Consider the following 26517-nt stretch of genomic DNA (forward strand, 5'->3'; position numbering starts at 1 on the left):
TTGTACTGTAGTCTCTATAGAAAACAGGCGATTTTTGCGGGGTTTAATAGCTTATAGGTGATCTTTTTTCGAGCGTGTAAATTTACATGTAAAAAGCATTCTTGAATTTGTTGATGTTAATCAGTTAAACGCCATGATCCCGTTTGTTCCTTAGTTTGAAATATCAATAACGCGATTTGAATTCCCCCAAAACTTCCGAAAACCGGAACTTCGTTATTCCCCGCATGAGTGATCATGTTGATGTTCAGTTTTTCTGAACGTTCCATTCCTTCGCCTTGCATTGTGGTTGATTCACCTGCCTAGGCATCAACATCACATCGACGCACTCGCGCAGTGTTCGGGGAATTTTTGGTGTCTGTAAAAATATGCTAGTCAATAACTCATATAACTCATTTCAGGTAATCCCCGCATCTGTAGGTGAAATATTCCTTGAGGCAATAATTTTTTCTATTGATTCTGATCTGAACTGTGACTTTGCTCTACGCATTAACAGATGAAACAGGGAGCAGATTTCAATGTTGTGTACCCAGAATATGGACTTTGTAAGTTCCGCTTTTTGGCGAAGATAATCCCGTTTAACAATGTTTATGTTGCAACTCCTCATTACAATGTATAGATTGTAATTCGCAAATACAACTTTTATGTTGTATTGTTGAAATACAATGCTAAACTTGTAGGCGATTTAAATTGTCAGGAGCAGGAGCGCATGGAATATCGAATCCAAACACTCAATCAACTAAAACCACTTGTTCAAGGCTTTAGGCGAAAATCCGGCTTGACGCAAGCGGCGATGGCTGAGCGATTAGGGGTGTCTCAGCAAGCCTACGCACAGATCGAGTCAAACTTATCTAGCACAAGTGTTGAACGACTGTACACAATACTTAGGTTATTGAATATCGATATTAATTTTACGAGCCATGCAGAAGTCCAATCAACAGCAGTAGAGATCGCTAGCATTTCATCGAAAAATCTGGTCACTCCGAATAAAGTTAAAAAACCTCAGAGCTTCAAAGTAGAACTAGGTACTAAAAAACTAGTCTCCAGAAAAAAGCAGTCAAATACTTTATCGAGCAAAGAAACAACTAGCGCAAACAAAAAACGAACCTTGGCCTCACCTGCAAAACTAAGTAAGCGCTCAGACACGACGAAATGGTGATGCATGGCACGTAGATCAAAGCAAAATACGCTTAATGTTTGGTTCAACGGCACTCCCGTTGGTCAATGGAGAAACAAGGCAAATTCTTCTACTTTCACTTACTTTAATGAGTGGTTAGAGGACGAGAGCGGACGTCCATTGTCATTGTCGATGCCATTTACGGCAAATAATGATGCCTATTCCGGTCAGGTAGTCATAAACTATTTCGATAATTTATTGCCAGACAGCGACATCATTCGACGTCGGCTTGCCATGCGCCACAATACAGGTGGCACATCTCCGTTTCAACTACTTGAGGCAATCGGTAGAGACTGCGTGGGCGCCGCCCAAATACTCCCTGAAGATGTGCAGCCCGAAGACTTGTTTTCTATCCGCAAACGCCCACTAGACGAACAAGCGATAGCCAAATTATTGCGTGATACTACTAACTCAAACCCGTTTGGACACACCGATGATGATCAAGATTTTCGAATTTCCATCGCTGGTGCTCAGGAAAAAAATGCTCTCCTATACCATCAGGGAGGTTGGTACCTACCAATTGGAAGTACACCAACCACACATATATTGAAATTGCCGCTCGGATTGGTCGGAAGTATGCGCGCGGATATGAGTACATCGATAGAAAATGAATGGCTGTGTTCTATCATTCTTGAAGAATTTAATCTGCCGATTGCGAAGACAGAAATTCTGCAGTTTGAAGAACAAAAAGTGCTTTCCGTAGAAAGATTCGATCGGAAGTATTCCGATGACAGAAGTTGGATTGTTCGTCTTCCGCAAGAAGATATGTGCCAAGCCTCGGGATGTTCACCGCTCAATAAATATCAGAGAGATGGTGGACCAGGGATTGAAGCGATTATGCGGCTATTGTTAGGCTCCGAAAGCGCGGCAAAAGACAGACGAAACTTCTTTAAAACCCAAATCATCTTTTGGTTGCTTGCGGCAATCGATGGGCACGCAAAAAATTTCAGTATTTTCTTGCAGCCGAAAGCTCGATATCAGGCAACGCCAATTTATGACGTGTTATCTGCACACCCAGTTATTGGTACAGGACCTAATATGATTTCGCCACAGGACGCTAAACTCGCCATGGCAGTCCGAGGAAGCACTAACTACTATCATATCCAACGTATCCAACGCCGACATTGGTCTAGTATGGCAAAACAGGTGGGCCTAGGTGCGATAACTGCTGAGGAAATTATCGAAGAGGTACTTGCGCAGGTTCCAAAAGTTGTTGAGTCTGTGTATGGAAGATTGCCCGCAAACTTTCCCTCATCTCTTGCCGAGTCGATAATTAAGGGGCTACAAAAACAAGCGGCCATTCTTGCCAATCAGTGTTGACGCGCATCCCCGGTAGGTCAAATTTGAGTGTGCACCGACTCATTACAGCAAGAGCAGACGCGGGGGATCAGGTAAATCGAACCAAATAGTCGTGAGATGGAAAGATACCAAAAATGTGGGATCGCGGAGCAAGCAAGAAATTGCTGAACAAAACAAAACGGCCCACATCGCTGTGAGCCGCATTATTCTTGGTGGCCCGGGGCGGAATCGAACCACCGACACAAGGATTTTCAATGAAGAATCATCGTGTTTCCTGTCCGACCTTAAAACGCAAATCCTATATAAATCATGCACTTAACCGCACCGATGCGCAGTCAAACGCAGCTGTCCGCACTTTCAACTGTCAGTAAACTGTCAGTGAAATCGACGGTGGCATCTTAAGTTGAATTTTCTTACTTAGCAACTCATTTCTAAAAAAAGTGTCCTTAAATTTCCGCAAATACTGGATTTTAGAACCATCGATAAATATTGATTCCTATAAGAATCCTGATGACTTTTTTGAGGATTTTGAAATGGAAATATTAGCGAAGGATGTTGTGTGTGAGATGTTAGGCGTGTCTGTACGGGGCTTAGAAATGATGGTCAACCGCGAAGAATTCCCTCCAGGGAAGCGAATTGGGAAAAAGGTCTTTTGGTGCGTTGAGGCCGTCGAAAACTGGGAAAAACGAATGTTTGACGCTCAACGCAATTGGAAACCTCGTCGTCTCTAATTTAACCCCATATTATTCAAAAATGCCGATAAAAATCGCCATGGAGAAAACTTCTTCATGGCGATTTTTGTCTTACCCCGCGTAGTTTGTGCGTCGTACGTGAATCGATAATCAACAATTTTTTCAAGCAAGAGCCCTCAAGACGTATTTGCAAATATCGGGTAAAAAAAACACGTCGCCAATTTCCCTTTAGGAAAACAACAGACCCATCGATAAACTTTGCTTCCCTTTAACTCACTTGGAGCAGAAAATGTCCAAAACTTCTAAATCTACCTCAAAATCATTAAATCAGCGCTCAGACGCCCGCAACCCTAATCGTGGGACAGCTGGCAATAATCCCACAAACGCAGCAAACAACGGTAATCGTGGCAAGCAATTAAATCCGAACCAAAAAAATTAACTACATCGCTCTAGCCTAACGGCTAGGGCATTTTCCTTAAATTTAGTATATGAACATGAATGTAGGTTTCCCAAAGGTGGGTGAAATAATCCAATTTGCATATGATGCGGCAGGTGTGCTGCCTCGTAAGCACGCATTGGAAAAAGATTTTGATGAGACAGCAAAAAAGACTCTTCAGAAAGCACTTTCAAGGCTGGCAAAAGAAGAAGGTGACCTTGGCGAGAGTATCCAGCAACTCATCAAAAAGCTTGGATATTTGGTTGGAGGTTACCTAACAAATCCAAGAGTCGCTATCCCAGTCGGTGATGTGTTAATGGACCTTTTGGAGATGTATCAAATGGCTCTGAGGGGCAATGGCACTTATCTGGATAAAAAGGGCACCATCAAATGGTTTATTGTTGATTGTCTCGTTGGACAACTCTCACTTTCTGTGAAAAGAAAAATATTGAGATTCAATATAGAGGCTGAAAACTACAAAACTCCCGAGGGTTGCTGGTTTCTGCCAAGTGTTGAAGAGAATAGACTTGTATTTCCACTTGAAAAGGCGATGTCATGGATTTACGCAGAATGTCGCCTCTCTCAAAGAGAGTTCCATTGCCCAGATAAGACTGACAGCATGACTTTCGCTCAACAACAAAATTTAGAGAGCGCTAAATACTGGATAAAAGAAAGCGTAGTTCCCTCGGTTCCAGTGCTTTTCTGGAATTTCAGGAGGTCATTAGAGTCTATCAATAAGACGAGCAACTTGAACATTAAGCGGACTATCAATAGTCACCAAATTGACAATTTCCTAGTTATTCTCTTTATTGCAAGGATAAGTACCTTTGTCAGTAAGAAGATTTTGGAAAATTTTGGACAACCATTTCTGCTGGATGTGTGCGAGCAATTTGTTCTCCAATATGGTTTTGTTTCAAGTGATTTTTCTGGTTTCGAAACCGACTTGAGAAATCGATTAAAGACTATACCCTTTCGGAAATCTTATGCCAATAAGGTCTGGGAAGAACAAACTCTCAATTTTTGTGATTTCTATGACCATGTCCAGAGCGAATTTGAAGGCACTTTGAAAATGATGGGTGAAGAAGGGCGAATTGAAATCTTTCAAAACCCATTTGAGGTCAATAAATTCTGTGGGCAATTTGGGAAGTTCTTCCCTTTATCATTCGCCATGCGAGTCCAACGGCCAGAGTTACATGACCTGCCTGTAAACTTTCCTGAGATTTTGTCTGAAGGCTTAGACTTGAAAAACCGTCCAAATACATCTGTTGAGGAAATTGAATCTTTTGAAAATGCGTTGTCCAATAGCGGAATAGAACCTTTGCTTCCTTGGATTTTGCCATGGATTAAGGGCACATTTCATTATCGCAGGCAGGAATATGATTTGGCATTCCCTTTTTTGACGGACGCATTTGATAGCGCGAAGTACTGCGCTGGTGGCCAACAGTACAAATTGGTAAATCAATTCGTGGAACTAGCTGCTAAGAATGACAAAAAAAGTGACTTCGAAAGAGGAATTAGCTGGGCACGTTATGTTGGAGTTGAGATTCGACATTTGAGGTCGAACGAAATGACCGAGGTAAATTTGAACTCTGTATTTGAAATTATGAAAAAGGCTGTTTATGCAACACTTTGACATTGGCGGGCTGAACATATGGCCAAGACGTTAATTTGGTTGAGAAATTTTTCTGAGAATGGTTAGTCTGCATTTTTTTTTATCTTTCCAACTAAGACGTCTTGTAGAGCGTCTTAGTTGGAGCGATTTTTTAGATTTCAATTTGGATGATGTCGATTCTTTCGTACTGCATAAATGACCGCTCGTTTTACTTCAGATAAAGGTAATCTACGAAAAGCAGCGAGGATGTCAATTATTTCGACCTCACCTCGATTGATATCTATTCCTACGGACTCACACCAAGAGCGAATTCCGTATTCGCAGCTACCAGACTGCCGTGCATCATCTAAACTCACATTTGTTTTAATGCTTGAATACTTTTCGATAAATTTTTCGATAGAAAGTTTCAGGTCTTTGTCGGTCGGTATTACATTTTCTTTCTTTCGTAATCCTGCGATTGCAGCTTCGATTGTTGGCGCATGAAAGTGAGCATTGTTAGAGATTGCAATAAAACCTCGTTCGACTTTGACAGAATATCCGCGCTGCTGAACAACCCATGTAGCTGCATATATTTCCATATTTCCATTTGATTCTAAACGAGCAGCATCAAGTGTTAGCATCCCTCCAAGCTCAGCAAGTCCTTTCTTCAGAACGCGCGTTCGCCAGTCTGCAGGGAAACAAATACAGTGGTGGTCTGAGTTGGCCGGCCATTTTTTAGATTGCCCGCGAAAAAAATTGAAAACTTTATCTAACACGATTTTGTAATCGACTTCGCAATTTGACATCGCGAACTTTGTTGTGATGTAGGTTCCTGCAGGAGCTCCCCGGCGAACTAACTTAAATGCGTATTCTTTAAACACATCTTTTCGGAGGTTTTCTAGTCGCGATGTTAGTGTAGTTTTCGGGCTTAACGAACGTAGCTGGCTGCGAGCACGGCGTAACGCATAAATTTCCTCTTTGATATTCTTTACATTCTTGAGATTTACTGTTGATGCAGTTAAACCATTCGCTTTCAATATCTCTCTTAAAGTTTTGTTTAGCTTATTTTTTCCAGTCAGCGCGCATTTTATGAATGCTAACCCTCTCGCAGAAGCTTCATTCTTCGATAATGCTTTTGCTCTTTTACCCGTTGATTCTAAGACTGCGATTGCAACTGAATTTGACACTTTATTCATTTTTAACTCCAATACGTTTAACTAAGGAGTTATGTATAAGCATCTAAAAACATCTAAAATCGATGCATCGTTCTAAATTTTAGAAGCTTCAATTGAATCAAAATTTATTGTGTCGGTATCGGCTACTTCTCGAATTTTTGTCACATCAATTAGTCTCGGTTTGGCCTCTATTTCAGTTTTCTCAATCCATTCCGATAGATTGACCGTGGAGGCCTTAAATCGGCGCACGTAAGGCAAAATCGTTGGGACGTCAGGAAATGCAGCGGACGGTCGGGAACGTGCCCATTCCGCTTTGAATAACGCCATGAGTTTTCCTACTTGACTACGACATTGTGAAAATCCTGGCGTGTGATAGAGGCTATGGATTGTTTGTCGAATTTTTTGGTCGTTCCCATTTCGGCATGTTTGAATGACGCGTATTCGCCACGCTTCGTAGTTGGAAATCTGCATTCGCCATGTCCAAGAAGGTTTGGATGAGCCTCTTCGCGTGTGACGCACCAGCTCATAGCCAGTCAGGACAAGCCGTCCGTTCGGCTCATGCGCATTGCGAAGTTTTTCCATATGATGAGCCGGGTGCTCGCCATTCGACACCAATAGGACCCAAGTGAGTATCCCAGGAGCTGATTCCCACAGAAGCAAACTCGCACATCCATCTCCGAGCTTTTTTGCTTGGAATCGCTCGTTTTTATTTTGTGCAACAAAATAATTTCGCTGGAATTTTCGAACAAGGTCATGTGCTTTTTTTCGTTGAACCGTTCCCATAGCGTAATGTTGGTAGCCGACGCGCACCCAATCAGCGGCCCGCTGCATGAGTGCGGTTTTACTTTTAAAAATTTCTGAATCGGGCATCTCTTTTCTCCATGAGTTAAACCAGATGAAAGCTGTTTGCCTGTACTGGTTATAGAGTGTAGAAACCAACCCTTGGAGTGCACATTAATAAGGATTCCAGTTACAACCGAATACATGAATGAATGAGGTTTCTATACCATTAAGCTCGTGTGCATTTGCACCGGGGTATGCGAACCTGCCAAATTTTGAAGCGGGGCGCCAACCCCAGCTTTGTTCTCGCTAAAACCGGAAGGTTTTAAAGCGTCAGTTGCCAACTGATGCTAGACAGCGGAAGCCGCGTGCACGTAATTGTGCTGGCGCGGCTACAACGGGGCGCTGGAGGGTGAGAATCCCTCCTTCGACCCCATTTAAAGAATGTGTTGGATTGGGCGACACGGACACGGATGGAGGTAGGAAATGACCTCTAATTCCTGTCAATGATTGAGTATGTAAAATCATACCCTCGGGGGGCTGGAGATGGTTCAACGAGTGCTGCACGGATGGCTGTTGAGATGTTAGAAATAGCATAGGGTCGCAAGGGAGACTGGCGCGACTGCTAGGGCAAGGGGCAACCTTTGACCAGCACTGTATAGCTCAAACCGGAAAGTGCGCCGCAGAGGCGTATTGCAGATTGTGATGCGTGTGGCGAGAGGAACTCTCGCTAGTCGAATCGTGATGAAATTTTTAGGGAGTAGACGAGCCGTTTTGGAATCCTGGGCCGTTGAAAACCTGGCTGTAATCGGGTGAGATTCTTAGAATCAGAAAATCTTAAAAATAGAGCGAGCACGCTAAGCAATTAGCATCATTGAATAACGTGGGAACCACTCACCCTGGTGCAGCTGGCACTGCGCATAACAGGAAGTGGGGGAGATTCGTTGAGTAGAGTTGAAAGCGACTGCAGATTCGATGGATGTGGAAGTGAGTATCGAAAGACGAAAGCTGTTGAATCAAGCGATATAGCCTTGGCAGGCGACAAAGCAAATGTTCGGACAGATTCTGGACAACACTCACATCTTTGTTGGCGCGAAGATGAAAAACCTGGATGAAACCGGGTGGAGTGGCAAGAGCAGAACTGAGTCAAGAGTAAAAAATTGGATGATTAATTTATTCGTGATTCATTAGCGAGGCCCCAAATTTTTTTGGGGCCTTTCTTTTTGATTGTTTTTCCATGACAGTTATATGTTCTCGGAACTCATTTCGCTTTTTTTGGAAATAAGTATTTTGCTGTGATTATCTCTCTTGGTAAGGGCTTAAGATGTTGGGAGGGCCTCAAGCCATCCCAACATTACGAGGATGCTTTTTGTTAAGAATAGTAAGAGTAAAATTATTCATGTAACGTATTGATTTTAAAAACCTTATTTCATTGTGGGTGTCGTCGCTTTGCCGGGGATTTGTTGTCGCTATGCCGTGACACAGAAACGATTTTTTTCTCAGCTTTGATGGACCAGTCTTTTTGTGTCATTTCAGCTAGTGCGCAAGCCAATTTCGCCTTGCGGCTACGAAAAGTACTACCGATGGCATTTCCACCCCATACAGCACGTTCTAAACTGGTCCAATTAAAGCTGTGCTCTTTCCCGGGCCTTATAACACCGGAGAGAAAAGCGTGCAGAGCCATTCCTGGATGGCTTGTTAGCGCAAGTCGCTCGCTCATACAAATTTTCACATATTGTGTCTCACCCCAGGCAGCACTGGCTAAGCAGGTATTCAACGCAACACGAGTATTTCCTGAGCGGCTCAAAACAACCGATAGCAGCCTTGAGGAAGCCTCATAATCACGCGTGCGTATCCAGACGGTGATTTCCGCAAGACGACGCAACATCTGCTTTACCTGTTCAAGATTAGCACCTCCGCAATCAACGTATCCGCAAAGTCTGGCAAGTTCAGACAAGCTAGTGCGAATGCTAGCCGTCTCACCAGCAAACATCTCGCCTTCACTCATTAACGCTTGACGTAGTTGCTTACCGATGGGGCTCGTTGCTTGTTGCGATAATCTTTGCATGCCAGGGCCTGCTAAAGACATCAAGGCAAGCAAAAGGGTCTGTTCGGGCACACCTGGGGCAACAGGCGCAACCCACTCAAAGGTTACACCTTTAAATTGTTGCGTTACGCTTAAGCGTGGACGTTCCTGACGAGCTTGCAATGGTCGAAAAAGGCCTGACAACGCGATAGCAGGCTCATACCTAACAATCCTATCAGTCATATTGCACGCCTTTTCTTGAGCTTGAACTTTTCGGTAACTGCGTCTTTGTTAGTACTCCGCCAGGCAATCGTCGTAACCAAACCGGGGCTTGAGGCGCACCGTAATTTGTTTTAGATATCGCAAAAGTCACATAGAAACGGGCATCATCAATTGGAATATTTTGTGCTTCTGCAAATTTGGGTGTCATTGTGGAAAGGTTTGCTTGCCAGCGGACGCCATCAGTTAGCGCGCTTGAACCGCGGGCTGCTTGTTGAGACTCGCTCTGACCATTGAACGCTGCAGCCTTGCTTGTGTGATGCGCGACCAAAACAGCCGCATTCGTGTGCGTGGCGATACGCTCCAAGGATTGGACAAGTTGCGTCATTGCGCCGCTATCGTTTTCATCACCGTCATGCAATCTGCGGAGTGGGTCTGCAATAATCAGCCGGCAACCTTCACCAAGTCTGGAAATTTCCTTCATGACTTTAGTGTCGTAGCCATCGTCTATTAGGCGTACGTCTTTACCGCTAAGTGGAAATAATTTCAATCGGTGTTGCAGCTCATTTATTACTGATGCTCGCGTTTTAGCAGGAAATAATTCATCTCCAATAATCCAATGCACAATATCGTGCAGTCGTTGGCGTAAGATGACTTCTTGCTCTTCTGCGGCGAGAAAGAGGACTTCTTCCGGCGCTGCTTCTGGGAAAAGTCCACCAAACGAAGGTAGGCCTAGGCATCGACAGACGGCGAGTTGAAGCAAGAACTGCGTTTTACCTGTCGCGCCAGGGGCGACTAAATTGCCGACTGTGGCTATTGGCAAGCCTGGCAGAACTAAATCTAAGATTGGCCGTGGCGATGTCAGTGCATCAGAAATGTTCATAGATGCCCAAGTCATTTGGCACCTCTAAAACAGTTAGTGCAAGTTACAGAAGAAATGACAGTATCCGGTGCGTTTTGCAAATGTATATTTGAAAGATAGGCGCCTGATGGAGTCGAGTCCGTATTCCGCCAAACATTTTGATGGATAATTTCGATGCGTAGTGAAGAAGCAGAACTGGGCTGCTGAGTGTCAATGTACATAAGTAATCAATCAGATAGATTATGGAGATACATTGGTACAGCAACGCTATTTATATTCTCTATAAAAACAGTTCTTGAAGTAAGTCGTCTATTGATAAGCGCCTGCCAATGTGAAAAATAAATGCTAATTTTAGACATCGCCGAATGATAGAACTGAGTTTTGTTTGAAATAAAACTCAGTCTGTGATTGACGATAGAACTTAGCCGGAAAGCTAAATTTTCTATGTTGATTGGCTAGCGCGCCACGGTTCTAGACAAGGTAAATGTTCCACTTTTCGATATCTTCCAATCCACTCTGCTTCGATGCCTTTTGATGACCAAGCAGTAACCTCGAACGAACGATTTTCTTCTACTCGGCCGTTAACTGCCTCCATGCCGGTGAAAATAACGTACGGGTCGTCACTGTCATCATCGAACATTAATTCGAAACAATCATTCCCGTAATATCTGCCACGAGTGATTATGCATTCTTGCCCAGTTGCCATATCTAATAGTTCTTCCAATTGATTGTCTGGTACAAGGATACGCAAAGCTGATGCGTTCCAAGAAAAGAAGAATATTCCCGCCTGAGCAAGTTCGGTTTCAAAATAGTTCGTTCCGCTAATCAGTACGCCATTATTGACGATGATAATCGTATTATTTTGCATTGTTAGTATCTTTCCTTTGTAAGTAGATTTCGTAAAAATGAGTTTTCTTTAAATTCGAATTTGATGCACTGTCATGACGAGAACAGATTATTCGTTTTTCAGAATTGACGAAATCGGAAAGTTCATAAAACTGTGTCGCGCAGCACAGTTTTTATCAAATAAATGAAAGAGCTCCTGCCTTGCGAACGAGATATTTATTCTTAAAGCTCTATTGCTGTTTTTTTCGAAGATGCACCGACATTAATTTACGTATTTTCTTGAATAAGAAAAGGAAATATAAAAATCACTCGCTATACAAAGTAGGTCAACTTTGAAAGGTTTATATGGCCTATGCGTTTGAGATTATTTGGTGTTTGAGCTCGGTACTAGTTGCAGTTCTCGTGATTGACTACTGTATTGAAAGCGTTTTGATTTTTATAAAATCATTGCTCGACTTTATTAAGAGCAAGAAATAATTATTTTCATATTTTGGGACTCTGTATGTTGGAGTCCCTTTTTTTTACTTGAGTATTTGGGTGCGACAAACTACTAACGGGCGATTTTTAGAATAAGAGTATTCAACTGCGAGCTCACAATTCGATTGGGCACGCAAACTCCATCGTGAGGCTTACCAATTGAACGAGATAAATAGTTGGCGTGCCATGACTGGCATTGAATCTGCTTTTTAAGCAGGATACTAGAGGAAAATTTGGCTCTGCCGCGTTCGAGTCAATAGAGCTTGAGCGACTCAGATTTAAAATTGTAGTGAGGTTGTGAAAGCTGTTAACGCGAAAAATTGGCTGCACGGAAAAAATCTGTGCAGCCAATTCTTAATTATTTCTATTGGTTGTGACTCCTATCCTCCGCCAGTATTTCCGTAATCTCTGCGTCCGTTATCTCATTCTCTTCGTCAGCAAGAGTCAGTAAGCGAATATCAATTTCAATCTTAATTTCGACCAATACACACTTTAGTCGAGACGCTTCGATTGTCATTTGTGTGTGACTTAACCTCATATTGTCGATGTTCATGCAAGCTCTCCTTAAATCCTCAACATCTCCAAATAAACAAATTTCATTGGAGTCCTTCAGGGTATAGAGAACTGCTTAACGATAGTTAGTCGAACGAAGAGCCAGAAATGTCACAGCTAGAGAAATCATTGTCGAAGCTCGAATCGTCATAAGCCAATGAATTGAATTCGTGCGTGACATTTTCGTTGTGTGAATCGTTAAATCCATAACTATTGCCGGCGATGTCGATACCGCCAATCCCATCTACCATCGGCAATCCAGACGCAGGATTGATGTCGACGTTAGGCGATACTTGATGCTGATTGAGATTACCAATCTCTTTTGTGTCTGAAAAAAAATGATTTGAAAGCCAAGTGAATAAATTCATTTTTGAACCTTTTTTATTTTTGTTTTTGGGTAGACCAATTTAGATTTTTACGTTTTGAAAGTCAACTGAATTTTGAACAGAGTGATGTTGAATCTGTTGATTAACAGTTGCCTAAATGAGGTCGCCAGAGTCGAATAAAAATTATTTTGTAAAAAAGTGATATTTTTCGGCGCGAGAATTGTCTAATAGAGTTGGTCAAAATTTTTGATTCGCATTGATTCATTTATTTTTAAAATAAATTCAAAATAATTGAAAAAAAGTGATATTTTTTTCGCGCTCGATTGTCTAAAGAAGTAAGCACAAGAATCTTGTTGCTAAATCGTAGTTCACTTAACTTTAGAGAAGAGGTAAAACATGAGCATCTCGAATATTAATCAAAATCAGCATTACAAACCGACGGCATCGTTTACTCCATTAAACATTCCAGGGGCTGCGCACACGCAGTCAAAGGGCGGAGAAAAAGCACTCGAACACTCATATAGTATTGAGTTTGAAAAGTCGCGAAATATAATTCAATCAGATAGTTCGGATGCTGAAGAAGTCAGAGCTGCTATGGAGAAGTTATGTTTTCTCGGAAGGGAAAAATATGCTCCAGCTGAGTACTTTTTAGGAACCGTATTTATGCGTGTAAAAAGTGATGAAAGTCAAAAGGAGGGAATACGTTTGATTCAATGTGCTGCTAATCGAGGATATGCTCCTGCACAGTCCGATGTTGGTAGACTTCATCTTCATGGGTTGTTCGGTAAGACTAAATCTGTAATTCAAGCACGGAAGTGGTTCACGCTTTCAGCGAACCAGGGATGCGCTGAGGGCCAAAATAATTTGGGAATTCTTTACCTGGAAGACAATGAGATTGAGAGAGATTATTTTAAGGCAGCTAATTTGTTCAAAAGTGCCGCGCTCAAAGGAAATCTTTTCGCACAGTTTCAGTTGAGCATGATGTATGAGTATGGAATGGGGGTTGCAATTGACCGGAAGGCGTCTTTTTATTGGATTAAGAAAGCGGCTCTTGGAGGGTATATTCCTGCGCAGCTTAATATGCTGGGGAAAATGGTGAGTACTAATAGTACAGAATTTGATGGCGAGCCCGATGTAGAATTGGTTCGGAAATACGAAATGATGAATTGACTTAGGTCGATGGCGGACAAATAGTAATCGTTTTCTGTAACTCAAATTTTTGAACTAATGCATCAATTTCATTATCGACTTTTTTGGTCACAACAACGCCTCGGTAGGAGGCGTTGTTGTTCAAATCAGGGTCTAATGTTTTGTCGCCTCACTTGCTTCGCGCAACATAAAAAATTCCTCGCTAAAAAATGGAGCACAGAGGGCTAATTTTGAGTTCCTTGGCTCTATTCGCCAAAACAAAGCATCACACATTGGATGCTGCAATGCTCCGGCTACATGTTCTATTCTGATATATGCATCGTGTTCATCAGTGGCTTCAAGAATCGCAATTGGAATATCATTATCTGCTACTGAAATTTCGAATCTTGGCCGTTTTTCTTGTGCTAATTTCCTCTTCTTCATATAAGTTCTCCGCGGTTAAATCACTGCAATTCGTATAGCGACTGTGATTAAACGACCTTCTTGGTAATCTTGTCATCTCTCAATCTCGGAGCTTAATTTTCCGAAGATTAATTTCATGCCGAGCATTCAGCTTGATGAATTCCATTTGTGCGTATGTCGTCAAATAAATGTCCGCATGCGGTTTATTGACTTTATGTATGGGTTACGTTTTACGCCGCATACAACATTAATATTTCTGCATACGGCACTTCTTTTGTAACGCATACCTGTCACCGAAAATCACATATTGATTTCTGAAGATATCTTTTCTGCAGAGAATGGCAGTGTGCTGCATACACATACTATTTCAAGGCATACAACCTCTATCGGTTCCGCATACATATAAATCTACAGCCTATACGAATTTCACCAATTAAATAAAGGATTTAAGAATGCAAATTCGTAATCGCAATGGAAAACTTCAGCTTATTCGAACCGTCTACGACCCGTCCATCAAACGAGGGAAAAGCGTGCTTATTGGAACAATTCCAAGTTATGTCAGAGCTGTTTCAAATGATTTAAATGAAAAACTAACTGCGCTTGAACGAACGCAGTTGCAAACCTTCTTGGATAAAACCGCGTCTGAGCTTGATGCATTTCGCCAGGAGTATGCGGCTCGTGAATTACCGGCAACTTTGAGACTTGTTACTAAGTGGTACCTTGAATCTGATAAAGCATCCATTGATTTAAATCAGTTGGCTGAGGACAGTAGGTCCGAATTTACAGCGCTTTTGGCTGCGATGGTGAAAGCTGGCGTTGGCCGCAGGCGTAATCGAAAATCTAAATGAGCGTTACTTCCAATTCATTTCCGAACCTTGATTGCCAAGTTGGTTGATGTGTAGCTCTTACTCTCGCATTGGCAGGTGGCCTTTGCGAAGGTGAGAGGTGTCAAATGGAGGAGTAGGAGTTAGATTTTTTTTGAAGTCGCTATACGTTTGTAGGATTCTTTTATTTTGATTTTTTAACCGCAGATTAGAGGCTCATATGACAATCATTCAGGCGTACACATTTATTCGTCAGGCAATTGAACAAGACAACCATGAATCAGCAGCAAAATGGAAAAAGCGATGTGCAAATGGCGGTTTTAATCCCCACACCAATATTTTTACACCGTTTAGGGATATATCCAATTGCGGCGAGTATGTAGTTCTTGATTCAATTGCCGCAGCGGTTGAGTCTGGCATTATTGATACAGATAATTGGGTTGCGCAGATATTTGATTCAGTCGAGGTTTTTGAAACCTTTTTAGCCCAGCTAGAAGAGTTTGATTATTACAGAATCAACGACCGATGGTATACGGCCCTATTTTCGATAGCCCAAGTTGGTGACGAAGAAGGATTTGTCACTTGCCAAGAAATTGCTGATTCACTGCGTACTGCGGCAGAAGACACTGGACAAATTTGAAATCTCACTTTGTCCATTTGATTCAAATACGCCCCTTTCCCGAGGGGCGTATTTTTCATTATTTGGTCATAAATGACCATGCTTGATTATTTGTTGATATTAGGCAATAATTCCTTGGCGCAACTAATAGAAGTTTCTGCTCTTTTAAAATTCGAAAATCGAATCCCCTTCGTGGTAGTAAGTTTGCCAATCAGTGGACAGGTGACTGTCAAAATCCAGATTTGTCTTGTTAGTGATTCGTGCCGCATCGCGGCCGACCCGGTAGGGTTCTTTTCCGACAACGGAAGAGTCCAAGCCCATTAACAGAGGCGATAACAAAGTTATCCCTCATTTGTAAGGACAATAAAAATGACAACAGAAAACGTCGATACTTTGGAATTCAACCCTATTAGTGCAGCGTCTCGAAACGGAGGCTATGTGGCATTAGGGACACTAGGCGGCAAATGTGTAGTTCTCAGTAATCTCTCCAAAAACGTCGTCAAGCTATCTCCATCAGACATGAAAGAGATGGATTTGAAGACTGTTTGCGGTGCGGATTGGTGCGATGATAATTACACATACTTCCACCCAAAGCAGGAGGTTATGGTCTTTGACCTGCGTCGTCTTGCAACAGACATCATTCGCGAATGTCAGGTCAAAGGGGTTTACGTTGAGTCGTACGAACGTAAATCAGGCGTCTGGTTGATGCCGGATGGAGGTTTAGCGGTGAATAGCCGTAAGTTGTGGCGTCCTGATGGCACGGTGCTTGAGCATGGTATCCACGCGGAGCGAATTTATTCGGCGAGCGGAGATATTGGGTTTGACCTCGATACTCCAGCTGCAAATGATGACGAAGTTCAGTGCGTCCTCAATGCATTTGGCGGTATTAACTGGCGCAATAATTTGGGTGCTGAAATGCTACTGGGTTGGTTTGGCGTGGCGATTGCATCGGTGGCGATGCGTCGTCGCCCGCACATGCTATTGACTGGTGCTGCGGGTGTTGGTAAATCGACAGCCTTGGAAATGATGAAATGGCTGTCAGGGAAGTTGGCCTACGCAAGTACCGGTCCGCAAACCATGGCAGCGTTTTATCAAGCTTTGGCTGGTACAAGCCGTGCGGTTATCCTTGATGAATTTGAGGCTGACCCATCGCGACGTCATTCGAGAGATACGCTGGAAATCGCGCGTATGTCATACAGCCTGCAGGAAGGGGATGAAGGGATTGTTAGAGGAACGCCAGGTGGAACGGCGCGCAGTTATACGTTCTACTCACCGTTTTTAGCCGCTTGCATCAACCCAGCTAAGTTTGAACCAGCTGATGTGACACGCTGGGTAGTCCTTGAGGCTATTTCGCGCAAACCTGATGCGGTGGCTCTAAAAGAAGCGGAAGCGCGTGTTATTGGTCCTCGTCTTGCTCGTCGCTTCATCAATCGCTGGGCAAATTTTCAAAAAAACGAAGCGATTGTTCGGAAGCATATTATCGATGCAGGTGGTGATGGTCGAATGGCCGATACGGTGGGCGTATTACTAGCTTCGTATTGGACATTTGTTTCAGCATTACCAGCAACAGATAGTGAAGCGGCAAAGCTGGTTGAGTTGCTTGATATCCAAGACCGCATAGCATTACATGCGATTACGGATGAGCAACGCTGCCTAGAGGCGATGATGTCGAAGGTGCTGCCATTTAAATTTATGGATGGCATTGCTCTCGTCACACGTAATTTGTCGATTGCAGAGGCAATTCAGCGCATCTGTGACGACCCTACTGGCAATCTCGAAATCACAATGCGCCTAGCTCAGTTGGGTATGCGCGTCGGATGTGTTCAAGGTACATGGCGTATGTTCGTTGCCAACTCCCCAGAACACCAAGAGTTGCGTAAGGTATTTGGGGGGACTAAGTGGGCATCTGGCGGCTGGTCTACTGTTCTGCGCCGTCTACCAGGCGGTACAGAGGGTACTCAACGTATTGGGGCTGGCTTTGGGGCCGCAAAAGTGACGATTTTCAATATGCCGGCAGACTTATTACCGGCAAATGATGGAAGTGCACTACTAGCAGCGTAAGGAGGTGGCGCGGGTTCAATTGGACTCGCGCCATTTTTTTATTTCTATTATCAATAAACTACCAGGTTGTTACCTCTGTTACCTCTGTTACCCCTTCTGCATAATACATACAAGCTTTTTGTTACTGTTCGATGCTTGAAATCTTCCCTACACTAGGGAAGATTTAATACATGAAAAATGGTTATTTATTTGCTTTGTTGCGTTCGCCCACCGCCCAAGTGTTTATCAACTGCTGATGGCTCACCTCTCTCTGAAATTTGAGATGTAATTGTTGTAGCATTGCGGTTATGGCTGGTTTGCTTAGCATATACCACTCAGCGAAGCTTCTAAACAAGTCGGTACGAAGCCACGCCGACGGAGCAAATTCCTCTTCCTCAACAGCTTTATTCAGCTGGACCATAAAGTCCTGAAAGAGTTTTTCCGCTTGACCGGATTTTCTCGTCGCATCTAACCATCTTGCGCTACCCGTTCCTATATTTCTGTCAGTGCATAATTTTAATAGCAGTAGTTGGACTACTTGTGATTCTGACGTAAATATTCTATGACTTGGATAAGTGGAAAGGGGAATCAAATAGGGGTCCCTATCGCCGTTATAGGCATTCCACGCGCCGTACATTAAACAAGTGAGTCTCGCCCATTCAATCGCTGTCAGACCATCGCTATCTTGTTCGGAAAGCGCTAATTCAAAAATTTCCTCGAATGATTTGTCCGCCTTCGCACGATTGACACGTTGGGTTACTACCACCAGATTTGCGACAGCATATGTGCCGTCATTGTATAAGCGGTCTATGGACGGATTCGATGGATGTTGACCAGATAACGTAAACCTAGTCAGTGAGACAGGGCAGTACTCGCCTGTTATTTGTTGAATGGTTTCTGGTGTAACGTCCCCATTAAGCACGAGGCCACGCTTGACGGCATTGAGCCGCAAGCTAAGCCACTTTCGTTCAAAATAATCAGGAAAGCTCTTTGGGCCGCGATATGCCTGAAAAGAGTTTCGAAATGATTCAGGTGTTTTTTTGTCGAGCCGCATTTTTGCGGCTGCGCACGCTGTACCAAGAGATGCGCATTCCTCGTTCAAAAGAATCTGCGCATGTACAGTATCCGCAACGCTATTCACGGACAACCAGCCTTGCATGAGTTGGTCTTTGTATAGAACATTGTTGAAATATAAGTTGAATTCAGATGCTTTCTTTTCATTTAAATTTTCTCGCACTGAACCTACGCCAGAATCTGGCTACTGTCAGGTTCGAGTAATGAGGCTAGTACGTGCATTGCACAAATTGGATACTTAGTTTAACTGAAAGAAGGTGACTATTAGTAGCCTATGCAAGATATTAGAGTGGTTTGGAATTGCATAATTCCGATTGCTATGTCTTATCTGGTATTGAAGAGTATTGAATAGATTCGCAATAAAAAATTTAGCCGCTTTGCAATTGTTTTGTGAAGTAACCAAAATATGGTTCAGGCTTTTTTGATTTGTTGCGTGAAAATCCCGTAAATAGGTACTGACTCTTCGAAAGTTCCATAACCATATTTTCGCGACAATCTAGTGACGGTCCATAGATAAAAATGGCTGTCTGGTGGTGCCTCTTTCTCTCCTGAAGGTTCGACCATTTCTCCTAAAAGTGCTGTTCCATTGAGACCGCTGATAGATATTGGGTGGCCAGGAGACCATCCAGCGTTCCAATATAAGCAGGTAGCTATGAGTTTTCCGTTCGCTGACATCGTTAGCTTGTCACCAGATGGACTTATTGTGATTTTTTCGTTTAGACCAGTTATCAAAGGTAAGCGTAATCGTTTTGGATAAAGTTCTTTTTGGAGGTAGCCGACTCGACTGAACGTCGGAAATGCCGCCATGGGAGCTGATTGAGTTTCCTCGTCAAGTACATCATCAAGTCCCATACACTGCATTTGACTGATGCCCCACGTATCTGAATCTAGTGCAATATGACCGCGATGTTGCTGGTCGTAATCAATTCTATTTGCCAATGATTCTGCATCGATAGGTAGATTTCCCCATTTTCTGCATCGAACAAGGGATAACTCAATAATCTCGTAAGGACTCACTTTGATAGGGGTAATCAAGGACAGCAATGCTGTTGTAGGTTTCGTCGCCTTAAGATTGTTTTGTATTTTGATAATGAATTCCGTAATCGAAGTTTCATTAGCGGTAGTCGGCGAGTCTAGTTGTGGCATCCAGGATGGATAGGATGGACTTAGAAAGGCTAACGACGGCTCAAAAGGAAGCACATGCTGCAAAAAGTCGAGCGCTACCTTGTCCGGTAGTCCCCATGATTTTCTTGCAACCTCTATTGTCCGTTGAAAGGCTGCTAGCATTCGCAAAAGAGTTCTTGATGCGAATCCTGCGGTCGCATTATCACCCACTGGTCGAATGAAATAGGCTAAGTCTCCCTGGAGTGGTGCATCTGGGTAGGCCGCCTCAGTAAGTGACCATTCGAACGCGAACTGTTGTGCAAGTGGTCGATTCATTTGTTGCTCCAAGTGCTTTATGAGCGACATGTAAATTCGTGGAACATCTCTTCCTTGAACTTGTTTGAAATTTGATGGAACTTTAAAGTCAACCGGAGCAAGCTCTAGAGGGGGAGTAATGATAGCCTTAAACTTTATTCCCATGTCGGCTAGTAAGTGCTCTACTAGCATTGAAGGGTGCCTTATAGACGTTGTGAGGTCATTAGTGATGGGGTAACCACGATTGAATGCCATCCAAAAAATACTTACTATTTCAACGGTTTCTGATTCGAGTTGACAGCCTCTAAGTTCGTTTAGCAATCGTTCAAATACTTCTTCTTGTACGCTTTCCGAGAGTAGAAGTGAGGCAAGTTCCTGCATTGTCCACCAGCGAGTGGATGCTACTGGCCATCGCAAACGAGCCATTAATAGTTCAAGTTCGGTATTACGACCAAGAAGTTTGTTAGACCATGTGGGTGCTTTGAGATTTAGCGTCCGAGTATCTTCTTTTATACTTTGAACCATCGCCTCTACAAATTGAATTGCTTCGGCTGTTCTTCCTTGCAAGCTGAGGAAAAGCACCATCATTTCGCTTGGGATAATTCGGTTTTTTTTGGGTCTGTCGAGCCAGCTATAAGTGGACTTCAGAAAGAATTCGTCACATCGGCTCTTATATCTTCCAACAACTTGTTTTAACCTGCTCACGGTTTTTTCTGACCTTTCCATATTGCCTAGCCATCCTCCTCTGAAGAGTTGTGCTTGTACTATGTATGGGAATGCCTTTCTAGCTCCTTCCAGCCTAAGCTTGGTGGCGAAAGCTAAGTCGAGGAGTTCACTTAAATCGTTATCCCGACATGCATCTGAAAGTAGAGTTGGTTCGAGTATGCCAATTAGTTGGGACCCGTGACCTTGCGTCTCCCAGTAGCAGTACCATTCACACAAGACTTCAGCGCGAACACCGTAGTGTTCTTTGAGGTCGTCTTGTAGGCGTTCTAGTTCGTTTATTTGGTACATCTTTACATCACTCAGAAAAGGTCTCGAATCCGGCCCTGAACTTGTTGATGTCGTCTCAAAAATGCCCCCAAAGTGACCGCTTCGGTGCTGTTCAATCTCTGATAGCAACTTGGTTGAATTAGCGTCACCGTTGCTAGCTGCGATTTGAAGTGACTTTATAGCATCAAGATGTATTCCGGTTCGTAACACCGCTCCTGTAAATTCACATTCGGATGTCGCGGTGCTAATAAATGCTTTTAGGCTATCTTCCGCTTGAGACCAGTCACTGCAATCGGTATGTGAGCGATATTTTTCTACAAGTGCCTGTCTATCCAATTTAGCTAGTAGTTCATCTGCTCTTGCGGAAATGTGTCGGGTTCCCTTCCCATCGGTAAAGTCTAGAATATTGTGTATTTGGGGAGCAACCTCCATCAATAAACGTAGTGCATCCTTGGGGGAGCTAGGAATGAGATATTCGATGGCATCCATTACATCTGACATAGCGGGGTCTTTGCGTTGAGCATATCCGAGGGCGAGCTCCCATGTTTTGCTGCATAAGTCCGTAGCAAGACACTTAAGGTCATGTCTTAACGCCATTTCGCAAAGCTCAAGCATAGCCATTAATCTAACACCAGTTTCTTCCTTAACTTGTGTATTAAGTAAAGTTAGTTGTTGGCGAATAAATTCTTCCGCTGCGTCGTCTGATAGGATTTTAGTTAAGCTTGTGACATATTGGGTTCTAAACTGGTCAGCATCAAACCAAGTTTGCACCATTGCTCGCAGCAAATCATCTTTCTCAACCAACGTAGCAATACCGAATTGGGCACTCATTAACTGTATGTCGACAGCGATGCAGTGTAGAGCACTTTTAAATTCTGAGGTTCCTTGACCTAAATCATGGTTAAGGTCATAGCCCGCGATGTTCAATGGCGGGAGCTCTTCATAGAGTTGTGAGAATTTTATTGGTCGACCAGCAGCCCATATTATTGCGAATTTTTTGGCAAGGTTGCTTAGATGATTAAAGTAATCTGATGTTATTTCGCGATTGTTAAATTTGGGAGAGTCAAGTAAAGATACATTCTTCTTGGCAATTAACTTAACGCGAACCGCGCCAAAGAACCAGTCATGTGCCAATGTAGTTAGAGCAGCACGAGTCTCTTCATAGCTACCTTCGCGCCAGTCAAAGTTCAATGGCCTTAACGAAATGCTTGCTTCACTTCCGGCGAGTGCATGAATGCATCCTGCAAGATTACCACTTAATATTATATTAAATTCAGCCCAAGCTGAGAGGTTCGCTTCTGCGAGTGCTGCAGCTCGGAAAGTCGCGTCACAAACCATGAGTTTTGACTCTGTGTCTGGTAGGTGCGGTAGTACGTCAATTAGGCTGCGTAATTTCTCATTATCGACGCGAGCAGCCAAGAACTTGTTAGCAATTTGAGGCCACCGTTCCGCAATCCACTTGGCCTCATTTTTTGGAGTAGAGTCTAGCACTCCTAATTTGGCAAAAGCTTGCGCTAAATACAGTGCTTTGCTTAATGCGTCGGAGCTTTGATTCGTTTTGGTAAAGCGACTTTCACCTCGGTGGCGACGTAATGCCTCCTGAGCGCATTCTGTGGCTGCCACGATATTTCCTCTTGCGTTTAGAGCCAAGCCAAGTGCTACAACATCGACTATCGAGGACTCGTGTCTAGAGGCGTAGGCTTCGTCAATTACATTGTCATCGGCCGCGAGTGTCCACGTGCATGCTTTAAGTCTAGCGGCATCTTCCCCCATTAGTCGATACGACAGGCTGTTGAGTAATCTGTACTTGAGGTGACGGAGGCGATATGCCTCGGCATATCTTGTCGTTTGCACCGCATATTCTTCAGCACTATCGAGAAGGTTTTCGATAAGACTGGGTGCATAGCCTTCTTGTAATCTTTCAAGTACCCAATTACGCTGTAGCCCTCTAATAAGCTCATCGGAGTTGCCTCGTCTTGCTTTTATTAGCCAAAGCCAATTCACCTTCAATGCTGTAGGGGCGTCACCGTCTAGCCATATTTCTACAAAATTTTCTAATTCATTAATTCGCTGTTCGAATCCATCTGTTTGCTTGATAAATACAATCAGACTTTCATGAAAAGGCCGTAAACCTGCTGGCGAAGCATGTAGCAAATGTTCCACTGCCGTTACATCTGGTAGTGGAGACAAAGAAAGTGTGGAAATCTCTGCAAAGGCACGACTTGGCCAGAAAAATCGAAACTCGCAAACAAGTCGCAGAACATCTTTTTGGCTAGCATTAAGTAATTGCCAAAGTGATTCGTAGTACGTTTTTGCATCGTGACCTAAATCTCCTGAAAGTCTTTCGACGTTCCATGAGGATAATTCCCTTCCTGTTCGAATGAGTTCCTCAGTCGCATAGATTACGTGAAGTGGATGCCCGGCGGTACGTTCACGTAATTTTGCAGCCGCTTCTTGTAACTCGGTTTCAATGATAGACCTATTTGCATTAAGGTGAAGACGCCCCTGCTGGACTTCTTTGCGAAGGTACTGAAGTACTGCATTGGCAGACATCGAAGGAAGTTCTAGCCATGAATTGCGAGGCGCCTCAACAATGAGGCGGTTTGGCAGCTGTGAGTCTTCCACTGGCTGTGTTCCAACAACGAGCACAAGGTTCTCGCAAATAGGTAATAATTGATTAAATATTTCGTCGAGTGCTCGTTTATCCCTACCTTGGTTTCGCCAAACATGGTCGAGTCCATCAATTATTACCACGAATGGTTTTCCTAATGTTTTATAGTGTGCTGAGCACGCTAACAAGCTTGAAGTTAATTCGTGATGGGGTGTTACGACGTCTCCATGGAACTCCTTGACCTGTGCCAGGATAGATTCTTGGACAGCAAAACTAGTGTGACGGTCATACGTACGGTCTGCTGCCGATAAATAGTAGTGATGGCGAACAAAAGGTATTTTTTCTGATTCTAATAGTTCACATACTTTGCTTAAATATGTGCTTTTTCCTCGCCCAGGTGGTCCAGTTAGTACGAGTGGTTGTAACGGTCTGGCCTTGAGGCTAGACATAAATTTCGCATGAAATTCATTGTCTGGTACGCGATAACCAAGGGGAATGGTGAAATCTTCGGGCAGTGGTTCTGGGACTGTGATGCGTAATGTAGACTTTAGTACTTCAAAGGTAATCCAACCGTCTGGTGCAGGTTGGCTCTTTTGAATGGACCAATTTATCGCTCTATTTTTGAGTGTCTCGATACCTTCTGGTGTGGAGTGCCTTCGCAGTCTCTGAGTGACATGCGATTCAATGCTGGAAAATCCTTTGTCGCTGTGCATAATTTCCAGCATTTTAAAGAAACGTAACGCGTTAACTTCGCTTCCAAGGTCTTGTTCGACTCTTGCTTGAATATCCATAGGCGCAAGCTTGTAGTCAATAAACTTTCCACCTCTCAGGCATTTTTCGATATTGAGGTCTGGAATTCGGTTTGTTAGTAATCGAATGCTTCCTACCTTTGATGGAGGGATTGCATCTAGAGCATCAAACCATTTGCGAATATTTGTTCGTGCCGTACCTCCAGCCTTCCCTTTTTTTTCTAACAACCATTTCCACTCAAGTAGATATTTATCAGGAGATGGTGAGAACTTGACTTGCCAAAGGTCTACTTTGTCATCCGCTCTAACAGCAACCAAGTCATCTAATCCTTTTGGCGCAATTGTTTCTGCATCACATTCGAACCTAATACGCTTATACCTTGTTGGAGCCTCTAGCCAATCACAAAGTAGGTTCACGCCTTGCATGGTTTGATAAACATAACCTGCCGCAGTAGTTGCTGAAGATTTAATTTCTGAGCTCACGAGGCATCCATTGTGTTGTTCGTCAAATTTGAGAAGTGGAAATTTTAAAGAGTAAAATTACGCTAATCTTCATCTTCTTCACTAGTAATTCCAAGTTCCTCAAATAATGTGTCTTCATTTAGTGTTCCAGACGCCAGTGCTTTTCGTTCTTCCTTTACATAATTTTTCGCGAGAATTGTTGGGGCACCTTCTAGCGCTGCGATAGTGACTAGTGCGAATCCACCTCGGTCAAGTTGGACAAGTAATATCCCAAAGTCTTCAAGCCAACACCGCAAATCAGATGTAAATGCACTTCGTAGGGTTGTTCGGCGAGCTAAACTCTTAATTGTTTTTTCGCTCACTCGTGCTCGAGTTTTTTCCGAACGTTTAAATAAGACTGCAATTATTAGAGCAACTTGCTTTGAAGATGGGTACATATTAAATCCTTAATTGGGATTATGGAGATTCTATTATGGGATTTATTAATTTCGAAGTCAAGGGCAAATTTTTCTTTAGCTATCGGGAACATATGATGTCTTTGATTGGTTTTGATGTAAGACTTCCGATGCTCATTGAGATGTCTTTGAAGCCTGGGACGTGTCAATACAAGTCTTAAATGAAAATCTGCGCTTAATTTCGAAAGACGTTATACAGGCACAAAAAATCATATTACGATTTGAAATCGCCTTTAAAAGGGCAGTGGTATCTGCCCTTTTGTTAGTTCTACATTCCAATTTATGCAGCCTTCTTCCTAAATAAATTATGTAGAGCGCTGAACCAAGTTTCTCGATGGACAAATCTCGCTTTATGGGCATTGTTCTGCAGAATTTCAGCTTTGGATAACGCTGAGATATTTTCCCAAGAATCGTCATTTAGAACATAGGTTGCATTGTTTATCGCTCGGGATTCCAGGATACAAAAACCCAAAGTGGGGAATCCAAAAATGACATATCCGTCAAAACCAGCTTTTCCAACTGCAATAAATTCTGGTTCGTAACTTCCAACTGCATCAAATCTCGCTTGAATAACGGGTTGATTACCTGTCGGGCTACGTGACACGATACCTTGTAAGGCAGATTTGCCTGATTGCCATGGATTCTTTCCGGGAGGTAGTAATTCCCAATTGAGCTGGCGTAGTGGTGATTTTTTCCAGCTAAATAGGTCTTTGTTGAAAATTAGACACTCCTTAAAAATGTCAACTAACATGTTTGACGTGTTTGTTGCTACTTCCATTGGATTTGACTCTTTCGTAAAAGGACCTGCCACAACTATGATTTCGCCAAGGCCATTCTGTAGTATCTCCAAGTTGATAGCGTAGGCTGGCACAATTGTTCTAGGATAGCGTTGATATGGAATATCAACAATCTTTGATTTTTCCTCACATTCATAGCGTCCTTTAAATTGTTTCCATCGCCATTCTCCTTGGCGGTATGCAGTCTCTTTAGGTAAGTCCGTGTGTTTGACAATATAGCCATTAGCGTTCTTGTCTGAAGCAGTACCCCAAGTAGCGTCAGGTAATAATTGCTCACCTGGCTTGGGTGGGTTAGAAAAACCTAATTTTTCAAGAGGGGCTAAGTGCTTGTCCTGTACGACAATACCAAGATAGAAAACTTGGCCATCTTTTACGTGGTTTAGATATTTCGCAATTCCACGAGTTTTTTTAACAATTTTCATGATTTGTTGCCTTTCTTTGATAAAAGTTGCGCAATCGGATATATTT

20 protein-coding genes are annotated in these 26517 nt (G+C 43.1%); 8 read left to right on the forward strand and 12 right to left on the reverse strand.

The annotated features are described in order from the left end of the window. Positions 1–116 precede the first annotated feature (116 nt). On the reverse strand, positions 117–266 hold the full coding sequence (locus tag IE103_RS15940) for a hypothetical protein (RefSeq protein WP_189347130.1): 150 nt from the start codon (positions 264–266) through the stop codon (positions 117–119). A gap of 440 nt (positions 267–706) precedes the next feature. On the opposite strand from IE103_RS15940, the gene IE103_RS15945 reads away from it, so the two are divergent. From IE103_RS15945 to IE103_RS15960, 4 genes are all read left to right on the forward strand, one after another. Then, on the forward strand, positions 707–1156 hold the full coding sequence (locus IE103_RS15945; protein WP_189347131.1) for a helix-turn-helix transcriptional regulator: 450 nt from the start codon (positions 707–709) through the stop codon (positions 1154–1156). A 3-nt stretch (positions 1157–1159) separates the two neighbouring features. Then, entirely contained in the window at positions 1160–2494 is a 1335-nt protein-coding gene (locus IE103_RS15950; RefSeq protein ID WP_189347132.1) for a type II toxin-antitoxin system HipA family toxin, read from the forward strand. A gap of 960 nt (positions 2495–3454) precedes the next feature. Further along, positions 3455–3604, forward strand: coding sequence for a hypothetical protein (locus tag IE103_RS15955; RefSeq protein WP_189347133.1), 150 nt, complete (start codon positions 3455–3457; stop codon positions 3602–3604). A 49-nt stretch (positions 3605–3653) separates the two neighbouring features. Then, on the forward strand, positions 3654–5234 hold the full coding sequence (locus IE103_RS15960) for a hypothetical protein (protein ID WP_189347134.1): 1581 nt from the start codon (positions 3654–3656) through the stop codon (positions 5232–5234). Between the two features lie 137 nt (positions 5235–5371). Here the strand turns inward: IE103_RS15960 and IE103_RS15965 are convergent, their stop codons facing one another. The 6 genes from IE103_RS15965 to IE103_RS15990 all read right to left on the reverse strand — a co-directional run bounded on the left by IE103_RS15965 (position 5372) and on the right by IE103_RS15990 (position 12497). Beyond that, entirely contained in the window at positions 5372–6388 is a 1017-nt protein-coding gene (locus tag IE103_RS15965) for a hypothetical protein (protein ID WP_189347135.1), read from the reverse strand. 72 nt (positions 6389–6460) lie between these two features. Next, positions 6461–7237, reverse strand: coding sequence for a hypothetical protein (locus tag IE103_RS15970; RefSeq protein WP_189347136.1), 777 nt, complete (start codon positions 7235–7237; stop codon positions 6461–6463). A 1339-nt stretch (positions 7238–8576) separates the two neighbouring features. After that, a complete protein-coding gene (repC, locus tag IE103_RS15975; RefSeq protein WP_189347137.1) occupies positions 8577–9416 on the reverse strand; it encodes a replication protein C, IncQ-type in 840 nt (279 codons plus the stop codon). Next, positions 9409–10275 carry a helicase RepA family protein gene (locus IE103_RS15980; protein ID WP_189347138.1) on the reverse strand — a complete coding sequence of 289 codons (867 nt, stop codon included), beginning with the start codon at positions 10273–10275 and terminating at the stop codon, positions 9409–9411. Before IE103_RS15980 ends, repC begins: the two co-directional genes overlap by 8 nt. A 421-nt stretch (positions 10276–10696) precedes the next feature. After that, positions 10697–11122 (reverse strand): hypothetical protein, encoded by a 426-nt coding sequence (locus IE103_RS15985; RefSeq protein ID WP_189347139.1) that lies wholly within the window; start codon positions 11120–11122, stop codon positions 10697–10699. Positions 11123–12215: 1093 nt separating this feature from the next. Beyond that, complete coding sequence (locus IE103_RS15990; RefSeq protein ID WP_189347140.1) at positions 12216–12497, reverse strand: hypothetical protein; 282 nt, start codon at positions 12495–12497, stop codon at positions 12216–12218. 354 nt (positions 12498–12851) lie between these two features. On the opposite strand from IE103_RS15990, the gene IE103_RS15995 reads away from it, so the two are divergent. Continuing rightward, complete coding sequence (locus IE103_RS15995; protein ID WP_189347141.1) at positions 12852–13625, forward strand: tetratricopeptide repeat protein; 774 nt, start codon at positions 12852–12854, stop codon at positions 13623–13625. Positions 13626–13757: 132 nt separating this feature from the next. On the opposite strand, the gene IE103_RS16000 is transcribed toward IE103_RS15995, so the two are convergent. Beyond that, on the reverse strand, positions 13758–14027 hold the full coding sequence (locus tag IE103_RS16000; RefSeq protein ID WP_189347142.1) for a hypothetical protein: 270 nt from the start codon (positions 14025–14027) through the stop codon (positions 13758–13760). 431 nt (positions 14028–14458) lie between these two features. Between IE103_RS16000 and IE103_RS16005 the strand changes: the two genes are divergently transcribed. The 3 genes from IE103_RS16005 (at position 14459) to IE103_RS16015 (ending at position 17510) form a co-directional block, all read left to right on the forward strand. Beyond that, entirely contained in the window at positions 14459–14854 is a 396-nt protein-coding gene (locus tag IE103_RS16005) for a hypothetical protein (RefSeq protein WP_189347143.1), read from the forward strand. 196 nt (positions 14855–15050) lie between these two features. Beyond that, the gene (locus IE103_RS16010; protein WP_189347144.1) at positions 15051–15470 is read left to right on the forward strand and encodes a hypothetical protein; all 420 of its coding nucleotides are present in this window, start codon (positions 15051–15053) and stop codon (positions 15468–15470) included. Between the two features lie 348 nt (positions 15471–15818). Then, positions 15819–17510: a hypothetical protein gene (locus tag IE103_RS16015; RefSeq protein WP_189347145.1), complete on the forward strand. Its 1692-nt coding sequence runs from the start codon at positions 15819–15821 to the stop codon at positions 17508–17510. Positions 17511–17691: 181 nt separating this feature from the next. On the opposite strand, the gene IE103_RS16020 is transcribed toward IE103_RS16015, so the two are convergent. The 4 genes from IE103_RS16020 to IE103_RS16035 all read right to left on the reverse strand — a co-directional run bounded on the left by IE103_RS16020 (position 17692) and on the right by IE103_RS16035 (position 26471). Then, complete coding sequence (locus IE103_RS16020) at positions 17692–18726, reverse strand: hypothetical protein (protein ID WP_189347146.1); 1035 nt, start codon at positions 18724–18726, stop codon at positions 17692–17694. Positions 18727–18974: 248 nt separating this feature from the next. Continuing rightward, the gene (locus tag IE103_RS16025) at positions 18975–24818 is read right to left on the reverse strand and encodes an ATP-binding protein (protein WP_189347147.1); all 5844 of its coding nucleotides are present in this window, start codon (positions 24816–24818) and stop codon (positions 18975–18977) included. Between the two features lie 62 nt (positions 24819–24880). Continuing rightward, entirely contained in the window at positions 24881–25234 is a 354-nt protein-coding gene (locus IE103_RS16030; protein ID WP_189347148.1) for a hypothetical protein, read from the reverse strand. A 298-nt stretch (positions 25235–25532) separates the two neighbouring features. Further along, positions 25533–26471 carry a hypothetical protein gene (locus IE103_RS16035; protein WP_189347149.1) on the reverse strand — a complete coding sequence of 313 codons (939 nt, stop codon included), beginning with the start codon at positions 26469–26471 and terminating at the stop codon, positions 25533–25535. Positions 26472–26517: the final 46 nt, after the last annotated feature.

Origin of the sequence: Affinundibacterium macrobrachii, assembly GCF_014652415.1 — a bacterium.
GTDB classification, from domain to species: domain Bacteria; phylum Pseudomonadota; class Gammaproteobacteria; order Burkholderiales; family Burkholderiaceae_D; genus Undibacterium; species Undibacterium macrobrachii.

Bases quoted from the DNA above. Each gene is read 5' to 3' on its own strand.
- IE103_RS15955 (WP_189347133.1), top strand. From the start codon at position 3,455: ATGTCCAAAACTTCTAAATCTACCTCAAAATCATTAAATCAGCGCTCA.
- IE103_RS15990 (WP_189347140.1), bottom strand. From the start codon at position 12,497: ATGAATTTATTCACTTGGCTTTCAAATCATTTTTTTTCAGACACAAAA.
- IE103_RS15970 (WP_189347136.1), bottom strand. From the start codon at position 7,237: ATGCCCGATTCAGAAATTTTTAAAAGTAAAACCGCACTCATGCAGCGG.
- IE103_RS16005 (WP_189347143.1), top strand. From the start codon at position 14,459: ATGCAAATTCGTAATCGCAATGGAAAACTTCAGCTTATTCGAACCGTC.
- IE103_RS15960 (WP_189347134.1), top strand. From the start codon at position 3,654: ATGAACATGAATGTAGGTTTCCCAAAGGTGGGTGAAATAATCCAATTT.
- IE103_RS16010 (WP_189347144.1), top strand. From the start codon at position 15,051: ATGACAATCATTCAGGCGTACACATTTATTCGTCAGGCAATTGAACAA.
- IE103_RS16015 (WP_189347145.1), top strand. From the start codon at position 15,819: ATGACAACAGAAAACGTCGATACTTTGGAATTCAACCCTATTAGTGCA.
- IE103_RS15980 (WP_189347138.1), bottom strand. From the start codon at position 10,275: ATGAACATTTCTGATGCACTGACATCGCCACGGCCAATCTTAGATTTA.
- IE103_RS16035 (WP_189347149.1), bottom strand. From the start codon at position 26,471: ATGAAAATTGTTAAAAAAACTCGTGGAATTGCGAAATATCTAAACCAC.
- IE103_RS15995 (WP_189347141.1), top strand. From the start codon at position 12,852: ATGAGCATCTCGAATATTAATCAAAATCAGCATTACAAACCGACGGCA.
- IE103_RS15945 (WP_189347131.1), top strand. From the start codon at position 707: ATGGAATATCGAATCCAAACACTCAATCAACTAAAACCACTTGTTCAA.
- IE103_RS15950 (WP_189347132.1), top strand. From the start codon at position 1,160: ATGGCACGTAGATCAAAGCAAAATACGCTTAATGTTTGGTTCAACGGC.
- IE103_RS16030 (WP_189347148.1), bottom strand. From the start codon at position 25,234: ATGTACCCATCTTCAAAGCAAGTTGCTCTAATAATTGCAGTCTTATTT.
- IE103_RS15965 (WP_189347135.1), bottom strand. From the start codon at position 6,388: ATGAATAAAGTGTCAAATTCAGTTGCAATCGCAGTCTTAGAATCAACG.
- IE103_RS16000 (WP_189347142.1), bottom strand. From the start codon at position 14,027: ATGAAGAAGAGGAAATTAGCACAAGAAAAACGGCCAAGATTCGAAATT.
- IE103_RS15985 (WP_189347139.1), bottom strand. From the start codon at position 11,122: ATGCAAAATAATACGATTATCATCGTCAATAATGGCGTACTGATTAGC.
- repC (WP_189347137.1), bottom strand. From the start codon at position 9,416: ATGACTGATAGGATTGTTAGGTATGAGCCTGCTATCGCGTTGTCAGGC.
- IE103_RS15940 (WP_189347130.1), bottom strand. From the start codon at position 266: ATGGAACGTTCAGAAAAACTGAACATCAACATGATCACTCATGCGGGG.